Consider the following 16,911-nt stretch of genomic DNA (forward strand, 5'->3'; position numbering starts at 1 on the left):
ATGACTCAGGCGACCACCCCGGCCGGCGTCCCGGCCCCGCGGCGCGAGCGCCGTGCCACCGTGGCGTCAGGACGCCCGGGCCGGCGGCACTCCTCGGACCGGCCCCGGCGCAGCGTCCTGCTCACCGTCCTGACCGCGCTCGTCGCCGTCTACACCCTGGTCCCGCTGGCGTGGCTGCTGATCAGCGCGACCAAGACGCAGAAGAGCCTGCTGGACTCCTTCGGGCTCTGGTTCAGCGGTGACTTCGCCCTGTGGGACAACATCTCGCAGACCCTCACCTACGACGACCACATCTTCGTGCGCTGGCTGCTGAACACCCTGCTGTACGTGGCGGTGGGCGCGGGCGGGGCGACCTTCCTCGCGGTCCTGGGCGGCTACGGGCTGGCGAAGTTCGACTTCCCCGGCAAGCGCGCGGTCTTCGCGGTGGTGATCGGCGCGGTCGCCGTGCCGGGCGCCGCGCTGGCCGTTCCGACGTTCCTGATGTTCAGCAAGATGGGCCTGACCAACACCCCGTGGGCGGTGATCGTGCCCTCGCTGATCTCGCCGTTCGGCCTCTACCTGATGTGGGTCTTCGCCTCCGAGGCGATCCCCGACGAACTGCTGGAGGCCGCCCGGGTCGACGGCTCGGGGGAGATCCGCACCTTCTTCAGGGTCAGCCTGCCGCTGCTGGGACCCGGCATCGTCACCGTGCTGCTCTTCACCGTGGTCGCGACGTGGAACAACTACTTCCTGCCGCTGATCATGATCAAGGACCCGGACTGGTACCCCCTCACCCTGGGCCTCAACGCCTGGAACGCCCAGGCCGCCACCGCGGGCGGGCAGCCGGTGTTCAACCTGGTGGTCACCGGCTCGCTGCTGACCATCGTGCCGCTGGTCGCGGCCTTCCTCCTCCTGCAGCGCTTCTGGCAGTCGGGGCTCGCCGCCGGCAGCGTCAAGGAATGACCACCGGCGCCGTGGCGCCGTACCCCCCTCACCCTGCGGCCCTGCGCCCGGCACGTGCGTGCCGTGGCGACGGGCGGTGCCGCAGACCACCACCACAACGAAGTGAGATGCGATGACGAACAAGCCACTGCGCCGTTCGGCGCAGGCGATCGCGGTGCTCTGCGCGGCGGCGCTGTCCCTGACCGCGTGCGGTTCCTCCGACGACTCGGGGTCGGGCGCCAAGGCCGCGGACGCGGGCAGCGTGGATGCGGCGCTGAAGAAGGGCGGCTCGCTGACGGTGTGGGCGTGGGAGCCGACGCTGAAGCAGGTGGTCACCGACTTCCAGGCGAAGTACCCCAAGGTCAAGGTGAAGCTGGTCAACGCGGGTACGGGCAACGACCAGTACACGGCGCTGCAGAACGCGGTGCAGGCCGGTTCCGGGGCGCCGGACGTGGCGCAGATCGAGTACTACGCGCTGAGCCAGTTCGCGCTGGGCAAGTCCGTCACGGACCTGAGCGCGTACGGTGCCAAGGACCTGTCGAAGGCGTACTCGCCCGGCCCGTGGAACTCCGTGGCCGTGGGCGGCGGGGTGTACGCGCTGCCGATGGACTCGGGGCCGATGGCGATGTTCTACAACAAGAAGGTCCTCGACAAGTACAAGATCGCCGTGCCCACGACCTGGGACGAGTACCTGACGGCGGCCCGCGCCCTGCACAAGGCGGACCCGAAGGCGTACATCGCCAACGACACCGGTGACGCCGGGTTCGTGACGAGCCTGATCTGGCAGGCGGGCGGCCACCCGTACACGGTGGACGGCACCAAGGTGAACGTCGACTTCGGCGACGCGGGGACCAAGGAGTTCACCGGGGTCTGGCAGAAGCTGATCTCCGAGAAGCTCCTCGCGCCGATCGCGTCCTGGAGCGACCAGTGGTACAAGGGCCTGGCCGACGGCACCATCGCCACGCTGTCGACGGGTGCCTGGATGCCCGCGAACTTCGTCTCCGGCGTGCCCTCGGCGTCCGGTGACTGGCGTGCCGCGCCGCTGCCGCAGTGGCAGGCGGGGCAGACCGCCAGCGCCGAGAACGGCGGCAGCTCGCTGGCGGTGATGGAGGCGGCCAAGGACAAGCCGCTGGCCTACGCCTTCGTGAAGTACGCGAACAAGGACGCCGGTGTGCAGGCCCGCATCAAGGGCGGCGCCTTCCCGGCCACGACCGCGGACCTCAACTCCCAGGCGTTCCTGGACACCGAGTTCCCCTACTTCGGCGGCCAGAAGGCCAACGAGATCTTCGCGAAGTCGGCCGGGAACGTCGTCAAGGGCTGGTCGTACCTGCCGTACCAGGTGTACGCCAACTCGATCTTCAACGACACCGTCGGCAAGGCGTACGTGTCCTCCACGCCGCTGTCCGACGCCCTGGGCACCTGGCAGGAGGCCTCGGTGAAGTACGGCAAGGACCAGGGCTTCAGCGTCGGCGGCTGACGCCCCGGCACGGGCGGCGGCCGGCGCCCGCGGATCTCCCGGAAGGGGGCGCCGGCGCCGGCCGTCGGGGCCCGCGGACCACCGGTCCGCGAGGTCCCGCCCCCTAGACTTCTGACCACCAACGGCTGTGAAACGTATGAGGTGTACGACGCACGTGGACGGGACCGGACAGAGCTCGGCGGCGGGCGCGCAGCGGCGGCGGCGCGGTGCGTCGATGGCCGACGTGGCCAAGCTGGCGGGCGTCTCGGCGCAGACCGTCTCCCGGGTCTCCAACGGGTTCCCCGGGGTGCTGGAGGAGACCCGCCGGCAGGTGCTGGCCGCGATGAAGGAGCTGGGCTACCGGCCCAACAGCGCGGCGCGCGCCCTCAAGCGGGGCGAGTTCCGCACCATAGGCGTCATCCTGTTCAGCCTCTCCAGCACCGGCAACATGCGCACCTTGGAGGCGGTGGCGTCCTCGGCGGCCCACGAGGGCTACGCCACGACGCTGCTGCCGGTCACCGCGCCCACGCAGGACGGGGTCCAGGGCGCGTTCACCCGGCTCGGGGAGCTGGCCGTGGACGGCGTCGTCATGATCATGGAGGTCCATCTGCTGGACGCGATGACGGTGGCCCTGCCGCCGACCGCTCCCGTGGTCGTGGTGGACTCCGACGCCGGTGACCGCTACTGCGTGGTCGACACCGACCAGGCCAGCGGCGCCCGGGCGGCCGTGGAGCACCTGCTGGGCCTGGGCCACGGCACGGTGCGGCACATCGCCGGCCCGAAGGAGTCGTTCGCCGCCGAGCGCCGGGTGGGTGCCTGGCGGGCGGCACTTGAGGCGGCGGGGCGCGAGGTGCCGCCGCTGCTGCGCGGGGACTGGTCCGCGGAGTCCGGCTACGAGGCGGGGCTGCGCATCGCCGGGGACCCCGGCTGCACGGCGGTGTTCGTCGCCAACGACCAGATGGCGCTCGGGCTGCTGCGCGCGCTGAGCGAGCACGGCCGGCGCGTGCCGGAGGACGTCAGCGTCGTGGGCTTCGACGACACCCCCGAGGCCGCCTCGTACATGCCGCCGCTGACCACGATCCACCAGGACTTCGCCGAGGTCGGCCGGCGCTGCGTCGACGGCGTGCTCCGGCAGATCCGCAACGACGAGGCGGAGCGGGGCACCACGCTGGTGCCCACCCGTCTGGTCGTGCGCGGCAGCACCGCCCCTCCGCCGCGGGGCCGCTGACCGCCCCTTCCCTCCCCTGTCCCGCCGGCCACCGCCCACCCCCGCGATGGCAACGCAAACATCCCGTCGCGGGATGCCCGCCGCACACCGGCGGACACCCCGCGACCGCACCGCACGCACCAGATACTCGACTCCACTGGAGGAGCACGGCCCATGCCCGAACTGCGGATCGAAGGGAACGAATTCCGCCTCGACGGCGAGCCGTTCCGCATCATCTCCGGTGGCCTGCACTACTTCCGCGTCCACCCCGCCCAGTGGCGCGACCGGCTGCGCAAGGCACGCCTGCTCGGACTCAACACCGTCGACACCTACGTGCCGTGGAACCTCCACCAGCCCCGGCCGCGCACCTTCCGCCACGACGACGGCCTGGACCTGCCGGCCTTCCTGCGCACCGCCCAGGAGGAGGGCCTGCACGTACTGCTGCGCCCGGGCCCCTACATCTGCGCCGAGTGGGAGGGCGGCGGACTGCCGTCCTGGCTGCTCGCCACGCCCGGCATCCGGCTGCGCACGGCCGATCCCCGCTACCTGGAGGCGGTCGACGACTACCTTGACCGGCTGCTGCCGCTGGTCGTCCCCTACCTGTCCGGCAACGGAGGACCCGTCCTGGCGGTGCAGGTGGAGAACGAGTACGGCGCCTACGGCGAGGACCCGGTCTACCTGACGCACCTTCAGGAGCGGCTGCGGCAGGGCGGCGTGGACGTCCCGCTGTTCACCTGCGACCAGCCCGCCGACCTCGCCCGCGGCAGCGTCCCGGGCGTCCTCGCCACCGTCAACTTCGGCAGCCGCCCCGCGCAGGGCCTGGCCGCGCTGCGCGAGCATCAGGGCGAGGGGCCGCTGATGTGCACCGAGTTCTGGAACGGCTGGTTCGACCGCTGGGGCGGTGTGCACGTCGTGCGCGACGCCGCGTCGGCCGCCGCCGACCTCGACGAACTGCTGTCGGCCGGCGCCAGCGTCAACCTGTACATGTTCCACGGCGGCACCAACTTCGGCTTCACCAACGGCGCCAACGACAAGCACACCTACCGCCCCACCATCACCTCCTACGACTACGACGCGCCGCTGGACGAGGCCGGCGACATCACCCCCAAGTACCTGGCCTTCCGCGACGTCCTCGCCCGGCACACCACCGTCCCCGACGAGCCCCTGCCCGAGCCGTCCAAGAAGCTCAACCTCCTCGGCGTCCCGCTCGCGCAGAGCGCCCCGCTGCTCGGCTCCGCGGTCCTTCTCGGCGAGGCGGTGACCGGGCCGCGACCGCTGACCATGGAGGAACTCGGCCAGGACTTCGGCTTCGTGCTGTACGAGACCGCGCTGCGCGAACCGGGCCCCACCCTGCTGCACTTCGCCGGGATCGCGGACCGGGCGCAGGTCTTCCTCGACGGCGCGCCCGCGGGGGTCCTCGAACGCGAACAGCACGAGGCCGCCCTCGCCGTCACCGTGCCCGACGGCGGGGCGACGCTGACCGTCCTCGTCGAGAACCAGGGCCGCGTCAACTACGGTCAGGGCATCCACGACCGCAAGGGCCTCACCGGCACCGTCACCGCGGGCGGCACCGAACTGACCGGCTGGAGCAGCAGGCCCCTGCCCCTGGACGACCTGTCGCGCCTCCCCTTCACCTCCGGCGGCCCGCAGCCCGTGGGACCCACCTTCCACCGCGGGGAGTTCGAGGTCGAGCAGCCCGCCGACACCTACCTGGACCTGTCCGGCTGGACCAAGGGCAACGCCTGGGTCAACGGCTTCCCCCTCGGCCGCTTCTGGTCCCGCGGGCCGCAGCGCCGCCTCTACGTCCCCGGCCCCGCCCTGCGGCACGGCACGAACGAACTGGTCGTCCTCGAACTCCACGCGACCGTCCGCGCGACGGCCGACCTGCGCGACACCCCCGACCTCGGGCCGACCGAGGAGTGACCACGGCCTGAGCCCCGCGGGCACCGACCCGCCCGCCCGCCCGTTGGGCACGCCGGGCGGCGGGCCGGTGCCGCCCGGGCGCGTACCGCTCCGGCCCCGCCTGCGATCATGACGGGCATGCCCATCGACTGGTCACGCCTCGACGACGCCTACGGCTCCGCGGAGGAACTCGGGCCGCTCTTCGAAGAGGTCGGCGATCCCGAACTGGAGGACGACGCCTGGTTCGAGCTGTGGGAGCGGCTGTACCACCAAGGGAGCGTGTACCCGGCGAGCTTCGCCGCCCTGCCCGTCCTGGCGGACATCGCCATCGGCCGCCGGCCCGGCGAGCAGGCGCGGGCGCTCGCACTGGCCGGCCGCATCGTCGCCGAGGAGGGGCAGCTCCACGAACCGGGTCACGTCCGCGCGCACTTTCCCGCCGCGCTCGACGAACTGCGCCAGGTGATGCACCGGGTTCTGGTGGAGTGGTCCTTCGAGGGAGACGAGGACGACCACCTCTACGCCCTGGAGACCCTCATGGCCTTCGAGTGCGTGCCGGTGTGGAACCACCGCCTGGTCCCCGACCACCACGACGTGGAGTGCCCGTCCTGCTCGGCAGCAGTGGAGATCGACCTCAGCGGTACGGGCGGCCGGAACCCCGGCAGCAGCCTCCGCGACCCGTACCGGGCCCGGCAGGGCCCGGTACGGACCCCGGTCCGCCCCGCGGCGGCCGCCGACCTCGGGGCGCTGCCCGCGCGGCTGCACCGCCTGGCCGCCGAGGCCCGGGAGCACGCGGCCGCCCGGCGGGTGACCCACCTCTTCGGCCGCACCCGGTGCCCCGCCTGCGCCGCCGACCTCTCCGTCCCCGAGCGGATCACGGCCGCCGTGCGGGACGAGGCGCGGGCCGTGCGGCGGCGTTCATCTGCCGCGGGGGAAGAGCAGCATGAGCCACACGTCCACGACGTCCGCCCATGACCCGACGCGGCGGGCGAAGCGCCGGACGGTGGAACGTCGCAGCGTGCACAGCCATACGTAGGCACCCAGGGAGACGCAGAGACCGGCCCAGGTCTGCCACCACAGGAACGGCGGCACGCCCGCGGCGCCGCCGCCGGCGAGCAGGCAGAGCCCCCAGGCGAGCGCTCCCGCCGCGACGACGGCGACGGCAGCGGCCTCGCGCGCACGTCCCCGCACCGCCCAGCGGGAGGCCACGGCCCCGACAGGGATCTGTACGACGACGTGGACCAGCACGACCCATATCGTCAGCGCCCAGGCATCACCGTAGGAGAGGTCCGGGCCGCTCACAGCGACCAGCGCGTGCAGGCCCACCAGGAAGAGGACACCGCTCAGATGCATCGCCGCGATGTTGAGCGGCCCGTGCCACCCCCACACCCACCGACGGTCGTCGCCGCCCATCCTCGTGCCCGCCCCCTTGCCGCGATCAACGTGACGACGAGGATACGGCGGGGCCCACCGCGTGCCGGAACGGCCCCGGCCGGTAGGGTGCGCCCGAGGGGGGATCATGGCTGATCGCGGGTGGTACGACGACACCGAGTACGAGGACGCGGTCCGGCGGGCCGGTCGGGCGGAACGGTTCGGCTGGTGGGCGGTGGCCGGTGTGACGGGAGTGATCGGCTGCGCGCTGGTCGTCCTGGCGGCGTCTGCGCGGTCGCGCTCCTGGCGTCCGTGTACGTCCTGATGGCGGGCGACTCCTAGGAACGACACGTCCCCCGCAACGTCCCCGACCGGGCGCTGTCCGGGTTCCGCGGCAACCGAATCGTCTGCCAGCCGGTTGGAAGAGGGGTGAGGGGTTCGTCCGGCAGAGGACCTGCCGGGGTGGATCCCGAGGTGCACGTACGTGGGGCGCCGGCCGACGCGTAGACGTCCCGGCGGGTGGAGGGAAGTGAGGAACATGCGCGCCGCGCCTGACGAGCAGTGGCACGACACGGAAGAGGTCGTGCGGCGCCTCCTGCGCGACGGGGTTCCGCGGCCCGCCACCCCCGGCGACCGCATGCGGCAGATCAGACGGCGCGTGCGACAGCGCAGGCGGCGCCGCGCGACGGCGGCCGGCGCGGTCACGGCACTGACCGCCGTCGTGGCCTGCTTCCTCCTCCTGCCGGGACCGCGGCCACCGGGTGACGCCCACTCACCGGCCGCCGCGCCGGACCGCCGGAGCGCCCTTCCGGCCGCTACGCCCTCGCCCTCGCCCGCCGCCACACGGTCCCTCACGACGGTCCGCCTCCTGGAGGAGACCGCACTGACCCTGACCGTGCCGCGGGGCTGGGACAGCCTGTCCGTCGGCGACGACGGCTGGGCCACCGGATTCGTCTCCTCGCAGCCCCTCAGCCGCCCCCCGGACGGCTCCTGCCCGGACGGCGCGGACGGCGCACTGCTCACATGCCGGCCGCTGAAGGCGCTGGAGGAGGGCGGTGTGCTGATGGCGTTCCAGCCCGCCGCGACGGGAAAGGCCGGTCTGGCGACCCCCCTCCGCGTGGGCGAGCCCTCACCCGCGGGCAAGGGCTGCCGGATCCTCCTGGGCGACACGGAGCTGACGGCCTGGGGCCACGGACGCTCGACGGCCTACGGCAAGCCCTTCGAAGTGCGCGTCGACGTCTGCCTGCGCGCCCCGTCGGACGCCACCCTCACCGCGGTCACGGACGCGCTGACCACGGCGTTCCCGCGCGTCGACGGCTGACACGCGCACGGCCACGTCTCTCGACGAAGCTCCACCCCCGGCCGTGGGCGTCGGTGAAACGGACCTCGACCAGACCGGGCTGCGGCTCGTCGCCGACCCACTCGCCCGCCGCAGCGGCGGGGGCGGGAGGAAAGGCCGGTTCCGGGGCGCCCCCGCACAACCAAACCCTTGACCGGCATGTCGTACATGGCAAGGGAACAAGAGCCGCGATGCAAGGGGGAACGATGCGTGCGAAACGATACGGGGTGGCACTGGCCGCCCTGGTGATGGCGGGTGCGGGGGTGGCCGCGGCGGCCCCCACGGCAGCGGCGGCGCCCGCGGCCGTGTGCCCCACGGGCTGGGGCAGCCTCCCGAAGTCCGGGACGGACGCCGACCTCGGGGCGCTGACCGACATCAGGGCCGGCCGCCACGAGTGCTACGACCGCGTGGTGTTCGACGTGCCCACCGCCGGCACGGACGCGATCGGCTACACCGTGCAGTACGTCGACGCCGTCCACCAGGACGGTTCGGGCCGGGTCATACCGGTCTCCGGCGGGGCGATCATCGAGATCCGGGTGGCCGCCCCCTCGTACGACCCGCAGACCGGCGCCGCGACCTACCCGGGCCGGGCGGGGCGGACGCTGCCGGGCGTCGACCTGACGGGCTACCGGACCTTCCGGGACGCGAGGTTCGCGTCGAGCTTCGAGGGCGACACGCAGGTGGGTCTGGGGGTCAGGGCCCGGTTGCCGTTCCGGGTGTTCCAGCTGCCCGACCGCCTGGTGGTCGACGTGGCCCACACCTGGTGAGGCGCTCGCGCCGGCCGGGCCCGGTGGCGTGGGGCCACCGGGCCCGGCCTGGGCGGACCCGGCCGCGAACAGTAACTCCTGTGAATTCCTGGGGCGGTTGAACACTCCGGAGGAGGCGTCCGTATGTATCGACGGCTTGTCGTGTTCAGGCCGCCAATTATCAGGCGCGCAGGAGGGTTTCCTTGGTACGCAATTCGCGCAGACGTGCTACCGGTACACGTAGCGGCACCTTTGTAGCCGTCGCCCTGATGCTGGGAGGCGGTGTCCTAGTCACGGCGAACGTGTTCGCCTCGGCGACCGAGGGCGATTCGGCTCAGACGGCCTCCGCGGGCCAGGCGTTCACGATCGACTGCCCGGACGTCGGCGCGGGACTGACCGCCGTCCCCGAGCAGGCGAAGGAGGAGGTCGACAAGGAACTCGCCCTGCTGGACCAGCAGACGGCCGAGGCCTACCAGAGACTGAAGGACACCTCGGCAGCCCAGCAGCAGGACCCCGGCTTCGTGGACAACGCGATCCTGGGCCCGCTGAAGGACAAGCGGGCGGCGACGATCGCACGCATCCTGCAGGCGATCGACCGTGTGGGCGATCCCCCGCAGGGAATCGAGGGCCTCGCGGGGTGCACGGCGGTCCGCTCCACCGCGGCGCCGGAGGACCAGCAGGGGCAAGAGGGCCAGCAGGGCCAGGAGGGTCAAGAGGGACAGCAGGGCAGCCCGCAGCCCTCCACGGGTGACGGAGCCCAGAACGGCCAGAACGGCCAGGGCAACCAGGGCGGCGGACAGGCCGGCGGCGGACAGGGCGGCAACGGCCCCGTCGTGGCGGACTTCGCCGACATCATGAGCATCAGCCCGAACGCGCCGCGCGGCCCGCAGCCGTCGGACGCCTCTTCCGGCACGTTCTCCTCCGAGTGCGGTGTCAACGCCAACGGTCTGTTCAACTCCGACAACATCATCGTCGCCCCCGGAGTGACCAACGGCGCCCACCACTTCCACGACTACGTCGGCAACCAGTCCAACAACGGACTGGCCACCATCGACGACCTCGCGAAGGCCGAGACGAGCTGCAAGGACCAGGGCGACAAGTCGTCGTACTACTGGCCCGTGCTGCGCGTCCAGGACGGCACCGTCGAGCGGGACGCCCAGGCGCCCGGCGGCGGCACCGAGGGCAACGCCGGGAAGATCGTGACCCCCAAGGAGGTCACCCTCACGTTCGTCGGCAACCCCGTCAGCAAGGTCACCCCGATGCCGCGCCTGCTGCGCATCATCACCGGTGACGCCAAGGCGTTCGTCAACGGGCCGGCCAACGCCAACGCCTCGTGGAGCTGCACGGGTCACGAGGACCGGCAGCTGAAGGAGAAGTACCCGCTCTGCCCCGACGGCAGCGACGTGGTCCGCACCTTCCGCTTCCAGAGCTGCTGGGACGGCCAGAACGTCGACAGCGCCAACCACCGAACCCACGTGGCGTTCGCCGACGCGGGCGGCAACTGCCCGCAGGGCTTCAAGGCCATCCCGCAGCTGGTCCAGCGCATCGTGTACGACGTCAAGGCGCCGAGCGTCCAGGACGGCGGCAAGACGGTGCCGTTGTTCGCGGTGGACTCCTTCCCGGAGAACCTGCACAAGCCGGTGACCGACCACGGTGACTTCATCAACATCTTCGACGAGGGCCTGATGCAGGAGGTGGCCGACTGCATCAACCAGGGCCGCACCTGCGGTGCCGGCGACGACGGTGCGGAGGAGCCCGGCGACGGCGGGAACGACAACCCCGGCGGGGAGGAGCCCGGCAACGGGGGCAACGACAACCCCGGCGACGGCGGGAACGACAACCCCGGCGGGGAGGAGCCCGGCAACGGAGGTAACGACAACCCGGGCAACGGAGGTAACGACAACCCCGGCAACGGAGGCAATGACAACCCCGGCAACGGAGGCAATGACAACCCCGGCGGGGAGGAGCCCGGCAACGGCGGGAACGACGACCCCGGCACGGACGAGCCTCCGGCGGACACCCCGGACGACGGCCAGGACGACGGCCAGAACGGAGGCGGCGACACCCCCGACGCCCCCGTCACGGTGACGCCCAAGGCCGACTCCACGCCTCCGGCGGACGAGGACGACACCGCCGCCCCGCCCGCCGGCGGACACGAGCACCACAGCGGGCAGCAGCAGGACCCGCAGGAGCAGCAGACGGCGCCCGCGCAGCAGATCCCCACTCCCGGCGCGTACGCCCCGAGCCCCGCGGGCCAGGTCGGCCAGCAGGCGATCAACGGCGGTCTGGCCGACACCGGGACCAACCTGTGGCCGGCCGGCCTCGGAGCGGTCCTGGCGATCGGAGGATTCCTCCTGCTCCGCCGTGCGAAGAGCGGTTCGTTCTAGGTCGTGTCGTCAAACGCCCCCCTGCTCAGCGACGCCTGGTACGGCACTCCCCCAGCTCCGCTGGGAGGTGCCCCCACGCTGCGTTGTCGAATCGTCCGAGTAGCCCACTACGAGGACGACTCTCCGCCTTGCGATGCACCGCACCTGGGGGCACCTCCCGGCGCAAGCCGGGGGAGCCGCTGAGCCCGCCCTTCGGGCGGTGGGGGCACCTCCCAGCGGTAGCTGGGGGAGCTCGTTTGACGACACGACCTAGCCCGGGTTCCGGGCAACCGCAGTGAAGACCCCTCGGCGACCGGGCCACCGCCCGGTCGCCGAGGGCGTGAGCGGCTCCGCGGGCACATGGGTGCCCGCGGAGCCGGTGCACGTCCACGACACAGGCCACACGCCGGCCGGAGACGCCGTCAGACGCCCTTCGTCGCGTGGCGCTCGGCGATCCGCAGGACGGCGGCCGCCGCCACTCCCGCCGTCAGGCCGAAGGTCAGCGCGGCCGGTGTCCCGACGACCAGGCCGGCGGAGAGGAACAGCGGCGGCCACTGCAGGCCGGACCCGTCCAACGCCAGCCGCAGCAACTGCGAGGCGACCAGCCCGAGGACGGTCGCGCAGACCGCGCCCAGTGCCATCGCCGGGAACGTGGCCCGCGTGAGCAGCACGGGCAGTCGTCGCAGCAGCCACCACACGACGACGAGCAGCAGCACGTCGGCGGCGCGCGCCAGGAGCCAGTCGGCCGACATGCCGCCCACCGGGGCCGTCCACGCGCCGAGGAGCAGCCACTGGCGCAGCAGCTCACCCGGCTCGGACAGCAGCCCGATGCCCGGGGAGTACGTCTGGATGGCGGCGGCGACCGACTGGTACGACAGCACCACCAGGGACACCGCGATCACCGCCGTCCCCACGGTCGCGGCCAGGCGGCCCGTACGCGCCGGGACGACCGCCTGGGGGAGGGGGTCCGCGTCCTCGGCGGTGACGCGCGCCACGAGCACGGTGACCGCCGCCGCGAACAGCGAGGCCACCGCGGTGGCCTCCCGCCCCGTGGTGATCAGCGACGCCAGCTGGGGCAGGACGCGGTAACTGCCGTGCCCGTACGACGCGATCAGCCACGGTGCGGAGACGGTCACCGCCAGTGTTCCGGCCACCATGCCCCACGCCCACACCGCGAGCAGAGCAGCGGTCCGTCGACCGTGCACCGGGGGCAGCCTGCGCAGCAGGAGCAGTGCGCCCGGCACGAAGAAGACGAAGACCGCGGCGAACCGGATCTGCAGCCCGGTCCGGTAGAGCGTGAGGTAGTCGGCGCCTCCGGTCGCCGTGACGCCTGTCAGGTCCCGGGCCGGCGGGTCGTACGCCCAGGGGGTCAGCCAGACCTGGAGTTCCGCGGCGGCCCGGCTGCCGAGCACGTCGACGGCGCCGGGCAGGTTCAGCGCGTGCGCGCTCGCCCCGGCCCACCACAACAGCGCCGTGAGCAGCAATCCCCCGGTCACGACCGGTATCGCCGCGCGCCGGTGTGTCATTTCCCGTCCCCCCGCTCGATCGTTCGTTCAGCGGGCGTTGATCATAGGGGCACCCGGCCCCGGCCTTCCGGGCGGGTGGGCCGGCACTCCCGCGAACGCCGGGCCCCCCGATGTCCCGCCGAGGGGCGTGCCGACGCGATATCTGCCGTGCCGTGCCGCCGTCCATCGGGTGCGCCGAAAGCCTGGACCGGAAAGCGCGGTAAGAGCGGAAAGGACCGGACGGCCGGATGACGCCCCCTTTCTCTTCCCTTTCCTTTCCGCAGCCCGCGGCTGCCCGCCGTGGGCAGCTCTGCGATCCCCGCGGCGCCGCAGGCGCCGCACCGCCCCGGGGACGCAGAAATCCCCGTACCGCAATTGCGGTACGGGGATTTCCTCACGTATATTGAGTGTTTCTGTGCGCGCACAGAAAAGGCCCCTCAACGGGGGCCAACAGGAACAGCATAACCGACAGGGAGCGAATGTGTCAACTCGCGAAAGTGTCGAACTGCAGAAGGAGCAGGAATTCATCGACCGGCTCTACGAGCGGGTCGACACGCTGCGCGGGGTCGCCGCCCAGCGCGTGGACGACGTAATGTCCCCGGTGGGCAACGGCATGCAGGCCCGTCTCGAGCGCGACATCCTCGTCGCCGAGCGGTCCGGGCTGCTGGCGGCCCTCAACGCGGTCGACGGCTCGCTGTGCTTCGGCCGGATCAACCTCACCGACGGCGCCGCGCACCACATCGGCCGCATCGGGATCCGGGAGGACGACACCGACCACACCCCCCTCCTGATCGACTGGCGCGCACCGGTCGCCCGGCCGTTCTACGTCGCCACCGGTCACACGCCCATGGGCCTGCGCCGGCGCCGGCACATCACCACCGAGGGCCGCCGGGTCACCGAGCTGCACGACGAGGTCCTCGACCTCGAGGACGGCGACCGCACCGGCTTCGAGGACCGCACGGGCGACGCCGTGCTGCTCGCCGCCCTCAACTCGGCCCGGACCGGCCGCATGGCCGACATCGTGCGGACCATCCAGGCCGACCAGGACCGCATCATCCGCGCCCCGCACCGCGGCGTCCTCGTCGTCGAGGGCGGTCCCGGCACCGGCAAGACCGCGGTCGCCCTGCACCGGGCGGCCTTCCTGCTGTACGAGCAGCGCGAGCTGCTGGCCAAGCGCGCGGTCCTCATCGTCGGCCCCAACCCGGCCTTCCTGAGCTACATCGGCGAGGTGCTGCCCGCCCTCGGTGAGACCGGCGTCATGCTCGCCACGCAGGCCGAGCTGTTCCCGGGCGTCCACGCCCGGGGCACCGACAGCCCGCGCGCGGCGGCCGTCAAGGGCGCCGCGGACATGGCCGAGGCGCTGGCGCTGGCCGTCCGCGACCGCCAGGCGCTGCCCGAGCCCGGCGCGCCGGTGGTCATCCCGCACGACGACGGCGAACTCGTCCTGGACTGGGAGATCGCCTACCAGGCCCGGGACGCCGCCCGCCAGACGCGCCTGCCGCACAACCTGGCCCGGCCGTACTTCGCGTTCCACGTCATCGACGCCCTCACCGCACAACTCGCCGACCGCATCGGCGCGGACCCCTACGGCGGCCCCAACTTCCTCGGCCCGGACGACATCGCGCAGCTCGGCAAGGGCGTCGCTTCCAGCGCGGAGGTGCGGGCGGCCGTCGCGGAGCTGTGGCCGATGCTCACCCCGCAGGACTTCCTCGCCGACTACCTTGCCGCGCCGGTGTACCTGCCGGACGCGGACTCCGAGGCGATCCGCCGCACCCCGGGCGAGGGCGAGTGGACCCCGGCCGACGTGCCGCTCCTGGACGAGGCGGCCGAACTGCTCGGCGTCGACGACAGCGCCGCGCGGGCCGCCGCCGAGGCCGAGCGACAGGAGCAGATCGCCTACGCGCAGGGCGTCCTGGAGGTGTCCAGGGGCTCGGAGTCCTTCGAGTTCGAGGACGCGGAGTCCGAGGTCCTGGCCGCCCACGACATCATCGACGCCGAGCGGATGGCGGACCGGCAGGAGGAGGCCGACCACCGCAGCGCGGCCGAGCGGGCCGCCGCCGACCGGACCTGGGCGTTCGGGCACATCATCGTCGACGAGGCGCAGGAGTTGTCGCCGATGGCGTGGCGCCTGCTGATGCGCCGTTCCCCGACCCGTTCGCTGACCCTGGTCGGCGATCCGGCGCAGACCTCCGAGGAGGCGGGCGTCGGCTCGTGGGAGAAGATCCTCGAGCCGTACGTCGGAGACCGCTTCGAGCACGTGCGGCTGGGCGTCAACTACCGTACGCCCGCGGAGATCATGGATCTGGCCGCGCAGGTGGTACGCGTCGAGGACCCCGCCTTCGAGCCGCCCCGGTCGGTGCGCTCCACCGGCGAGAAGCCGTGGACGCGGCACGCCGGCGCGGACCTGGCGGGCGCGGTGGCGCTGGCCGTCGCGGAGCTGACCCCGGGGCGGGGGCGCCTCGCGGTGATCGCGCCGCGCGCGCTGCACGAGGAGATCGCCGCCTCGCTCGACGGCATCACGCCCGGCGCCGAGCCCGACCTCACGCGGCCCGTGGTGCTGCTCGGCCCCCGCGAGGCCAAGGGGCTCGAGTTCGACCACGTCCTCGTCGTGGAACCGGCCCGCTTCGGGACCAGCGACCTGTACGTGGCCCTGACCCGCGCCACCCAGCGCCTGGGCATCGTCCACCGCGAGGCCCTGCCCGAGTCGCTGCGCTGACCCCCGGGCGCCCCCGGGCGCCCCCGGCCCGCCGCCCACGCCCCCGGCTCACGCCGGGGGCGTCCGGAGCGTCCCCATGCTCCCCGTACGGTGCGGTGGCGTCGCACCCGGTACGTGGACGCCGATGCCCCCGGCCTTGCTGCCGCGGGCGGGCCGAACTCCCGTACGGGGCCCGCCCGGAGGAACCAGATCCGGTGCCTCCGGGCGGGTGCCCGTGTGCCGGGGTCCCGGATAGGCTCAGGCATGCGATCTCGAACGGGCGGCATGTGGTGGGGGACGACGGTCGAAGCGCCGGACCCCGGAGGTCTGGCGCGGTTCTACGCGGAGCTCCTCGACTGGCACATCGGGCACGAAGAGCCGGGCACGGCCATCGTGGCCGCCTCGCCGCAGGGACCGTTCTTCGTGTTCCAGCAGGCGGAGGGCTACCGGGCCCCGGTGTGGCCGCCGGCCGACGGCGAGCAGCGGCCGATGATGCACTTCGACTTCCAGGTCGGCGACCTGGACTCGGCGGTCGCCGAGGCGGTCGCCCTGGGCGCCACCGTCGCGGAGTTCCAGCCGCAGGAGCACGTCAGGGTGCTCTTCGACCCGGCCGGCCACCCCTTCTGCCTGTGCCGCGACGACGCGTAGACCGGGCGACGACCGCCGCGCCGTCGGCCTCGCTTGAGCGCAGGCCGGCGGCGAAGGCGACAGCGACCGGACGGTAGGTCAGTACCAGCTGTTGTTCTGCCAGAACGACCAGGCGCCGCAGGGGCTGCCGTAGCGGCTGTTCATGTACTTCAGGCCCCACTTGACCTGCGTGCCGGGGTTGGTGCGCCAGTCGGCGCCCGCGGAGGCCATCTTCGAGCCGGGCAGGGCCTGGACGAGGCCGTAGGCGCCGGAGGAGGAGTTCGTCGCGGTGTAGTCCCAACCGCTCTCGTGGCCGACGATGTTGGAGAAGCACTGGTACTGCGACGCGTCGCCGATGATCGCCTGCGCCATCGCCTGGACCTCGGCGACCGTGTACGAGGCCTTCACCACGAGTGCGGCCCTGGCGGCCGCCTTGGCCTTGCGGTCGGCCTCGGCCTTCGCCGCCGCGGCCCTGCGGGCGGTGGCGTCCTTGGCGGCCTGCTTGCGGGCGGCCTGCTCCGCGGCCTGCCGGGTGCCGACGTCCGCGGCGTCGGACTGCGCCTGCACCTGCTGCGTCAGCGACGCCTGCTGAACGCGCTGGGCGGCGGGTATGTCCGCGAGGACGGTGGAGTCGCTGGCGGCGACGGGCTGCACGCTCGCCTGGCTGCTCGACGCGACACCGACGACGGCGCCCACGGAGGTGACCGCCGTGGCCGAAGCCACCGCGATCCCCCGGACCGAGATCCGGCTCACACGGTTTCCTTCCAGCGTGGCCCGTT

14 protein-coding genes are annotated in these 16,911 nt (G+C 72.8%); 11 read left to right on the top strand and 3 right to left on the bottom strand.

All coding sequences use genetic code 11. The features are described from left to right. The 5 genes from ACFZAU_RS29945 to ACFZAU_RS29965 all read left to right on the top strand — a co-directional run bounded on the left by ACFZAU_RS29945 (position 1) and on the right by ACFZAU_RS29965 (position 6,458). Positions 1-942 carry a carbohydrate ABC transporter permease gene (locus ACFZAU_RS29945; protein ID WP_500554711.1) on the top strand — a complete coding sequence of 314 codons (942 nt, stop codon included), beginning with the start codon at positions 1-3 and terminating at the stop codon, positions 940-942. Between the two features lie 112 nt (positions 943-1,054). Then, positions 1,055-2,398: an ABC transporter substrate-binding protein gene (locus tag ACFZAU_RS29950; protein WP_500554712.1), complete on the top strand. Its 1,344-nt coding sequence runs from the start codon at positions 1,055-1,057 to the stop codon at positions 2,396-2,398. A gap of 136 nt (positions 2,399-2,534) precedes the next feature. Continuing rightward, entirely contained in the window at positions 2,535-3,605 is a 1,071-nt protein-coding gene (locus ACFZAU_RS29955; protein ID WP_500554713.1) for a LacI family DNA-binding transcriptional regulator, read from the top strand. 153 nt (positions 3,606-3,758) lie between these two features. Further along, entirely contained in the window at positions 3,759-5,507 is a 1,749-nt protein-coding gene (locus tag ACFZAU_RS29960; RefSeq protein ID WP_500554714.1) for a glycoside hydrolase family 35 protein, read from the top strand. Between the two features lie 117 nt (positions 5,508-5,624). After that, the gene (locus ACFZAU_RS29965; protein ID WP_500554715.1) at positions 5,625-6,458 is read left to right on the top strand and encodes a hypothetical protein; all 834 of its coding nucleotides are present in this window, start codon (positions 5,625-5,627) and stop codon (positions 6,456-6,458) included. Here the strand turns inward: ACFZAU_RS29965 and ACFZAU_RS29970 are convergent. Next, entirely contained in the window at positions 6,402-6,836 is a 435-nt protein-coding gene (locus ACFZAU_RS29970; RefSeq protein WP_500554716.1) for a hypothetical protein, read from the bottom strand. The genes ACFZAU_RS29965 and ACFZAU_RS29970 overlap by 57 nt on opposite strands. A gap of 166 nt (positions 6,837-7,002) precedes the next feature. On the opposite strand from ACFZAU_RS29970, the gene ACFZAU_RS29975 reads away from it, so the two are divergent. The 4 genes from ACFZAU_RS29975 (at position 7,003) to ACFZAU_RS29990 (ending at position 11,326) form a co-directional block, all read left to right on the top strand. Further along, positions 7,003-7,179, top strand: coding sequence for a hypothetical protein (locus tag ACFZAU_RS29975; RefSeq protein WP_500554717.1), 177 nt, complete (start codon positions 7,003-7,005; stop codon positions 7,177-7,179). A gap of 213 nt (positions 7,180-7,392) precedes the next feature. Continuing rightward, positions 7,393-8,175 (top strand): hypothetical protein, encoded by a 783-nt coding sequence (locus ACFZAU_RS29980; protein WP_500554718.1) that lies wholly within the window; start codon positions 7,393-7,395, stop codon positions 8,173-8,175. A gap of 224 nt (positions 8,176-8,399) precedes the next feature. Continuing rightward, positions 8,400-8,960 carry an AMIN-like domain-containing (lipo)protein gene (locus tag ACFZAU_RS29985; RefSeq protein WP_500554719.1) on the top strand — a complete coding sequence of 187 codons (561 nt, stop codon included), beginning with the start codon at positions 8,400-8,402 and terminating at the stop codon, positions 8,958-8,960. Between the two features lie 248 nt (positions 8,961-9,208). Next, positions 9,209-11,326 (top strand): DUF1996 domain-containing protein, encoded by a 2,118-nt coding sequence (locus tag ACFZAU_RS29990; protein ID WP_500554720.1) that lies wholly within the window; start codon positions 9,209-9,211, stop codon positions 11,324-11,326. A gap of 401 nt (positions 11,327-11,727) precedes the next feature. Here the strand turns inward: ACFZAU_RS29990 and ACFZAU_RS29995 are convergent, their stop codons facing one another. After that, positions 11,728-12,831, bottom strand: coding sequence for a hypothetical protein (locus tag ACFZAU_RS29995; protein WP_500554721.1), 1,104 nt, complete (start codon positions 12,829-12,831; stop codon positions 11,728-11,730). A 484-nt stretch (positions 12,832-13,315) separates the two neighbouring features. Between ACFZAU_RS29995 and ACFZAU_RS30000 the strand changes: the two genes are divergently transcribed. Then, complete coding sequence (locus tag ACFZAU_RS30000; protein ID WP_500554795.1) at positions 13,316-15,526, top strand: HelD family protein; 2,211 nt, start codon at positions 13,316-13,318, stop codon at positions 15,524-15,526. A gap of 243 nt (positions 15,527-15,769) precedes the next feature. Continuing rightward, positions 15,770-16,153, top strand: a complete 384-nt coding sequence (locus tag ACFZAU_RS30005; protein WP_500554722.1) for a VOC family protein — start codon at positions 15,770-15,772, stop codon at positions 16,151-16,153. 78 nt (positions 16,154-16,231) lie between these two features. Here ACFZAU_RS30005 and ACFZAU_RS30010 read toward each other — a convergent pair whose 3' ends face one another. Then, positions 16,232-16,885 carry an aggregation-promoting factor C-terminal-like domain-containing protein gene (locus tag ACFZAU_RS30010; RefSeq protein WP_500554723.1) on the bottom strand — a complete coding sequence of 218 codons (654 nt, stop codon included), beginning with the start codon at positions 16,883-16,885 and terminating at the stop codon, positions 16,232-16,234. Positions 16,886-16,911 lie beyond the last annotated feature (26 nt).

The organism is Streptomyces sp. NPDC008238, assembly GCF_042956445.1.
Lineage (GTDB): Bacteria > Actinomycetota > Actinomycetes > Streptomycetales > Streptomycetaceae > Actinacidiphila.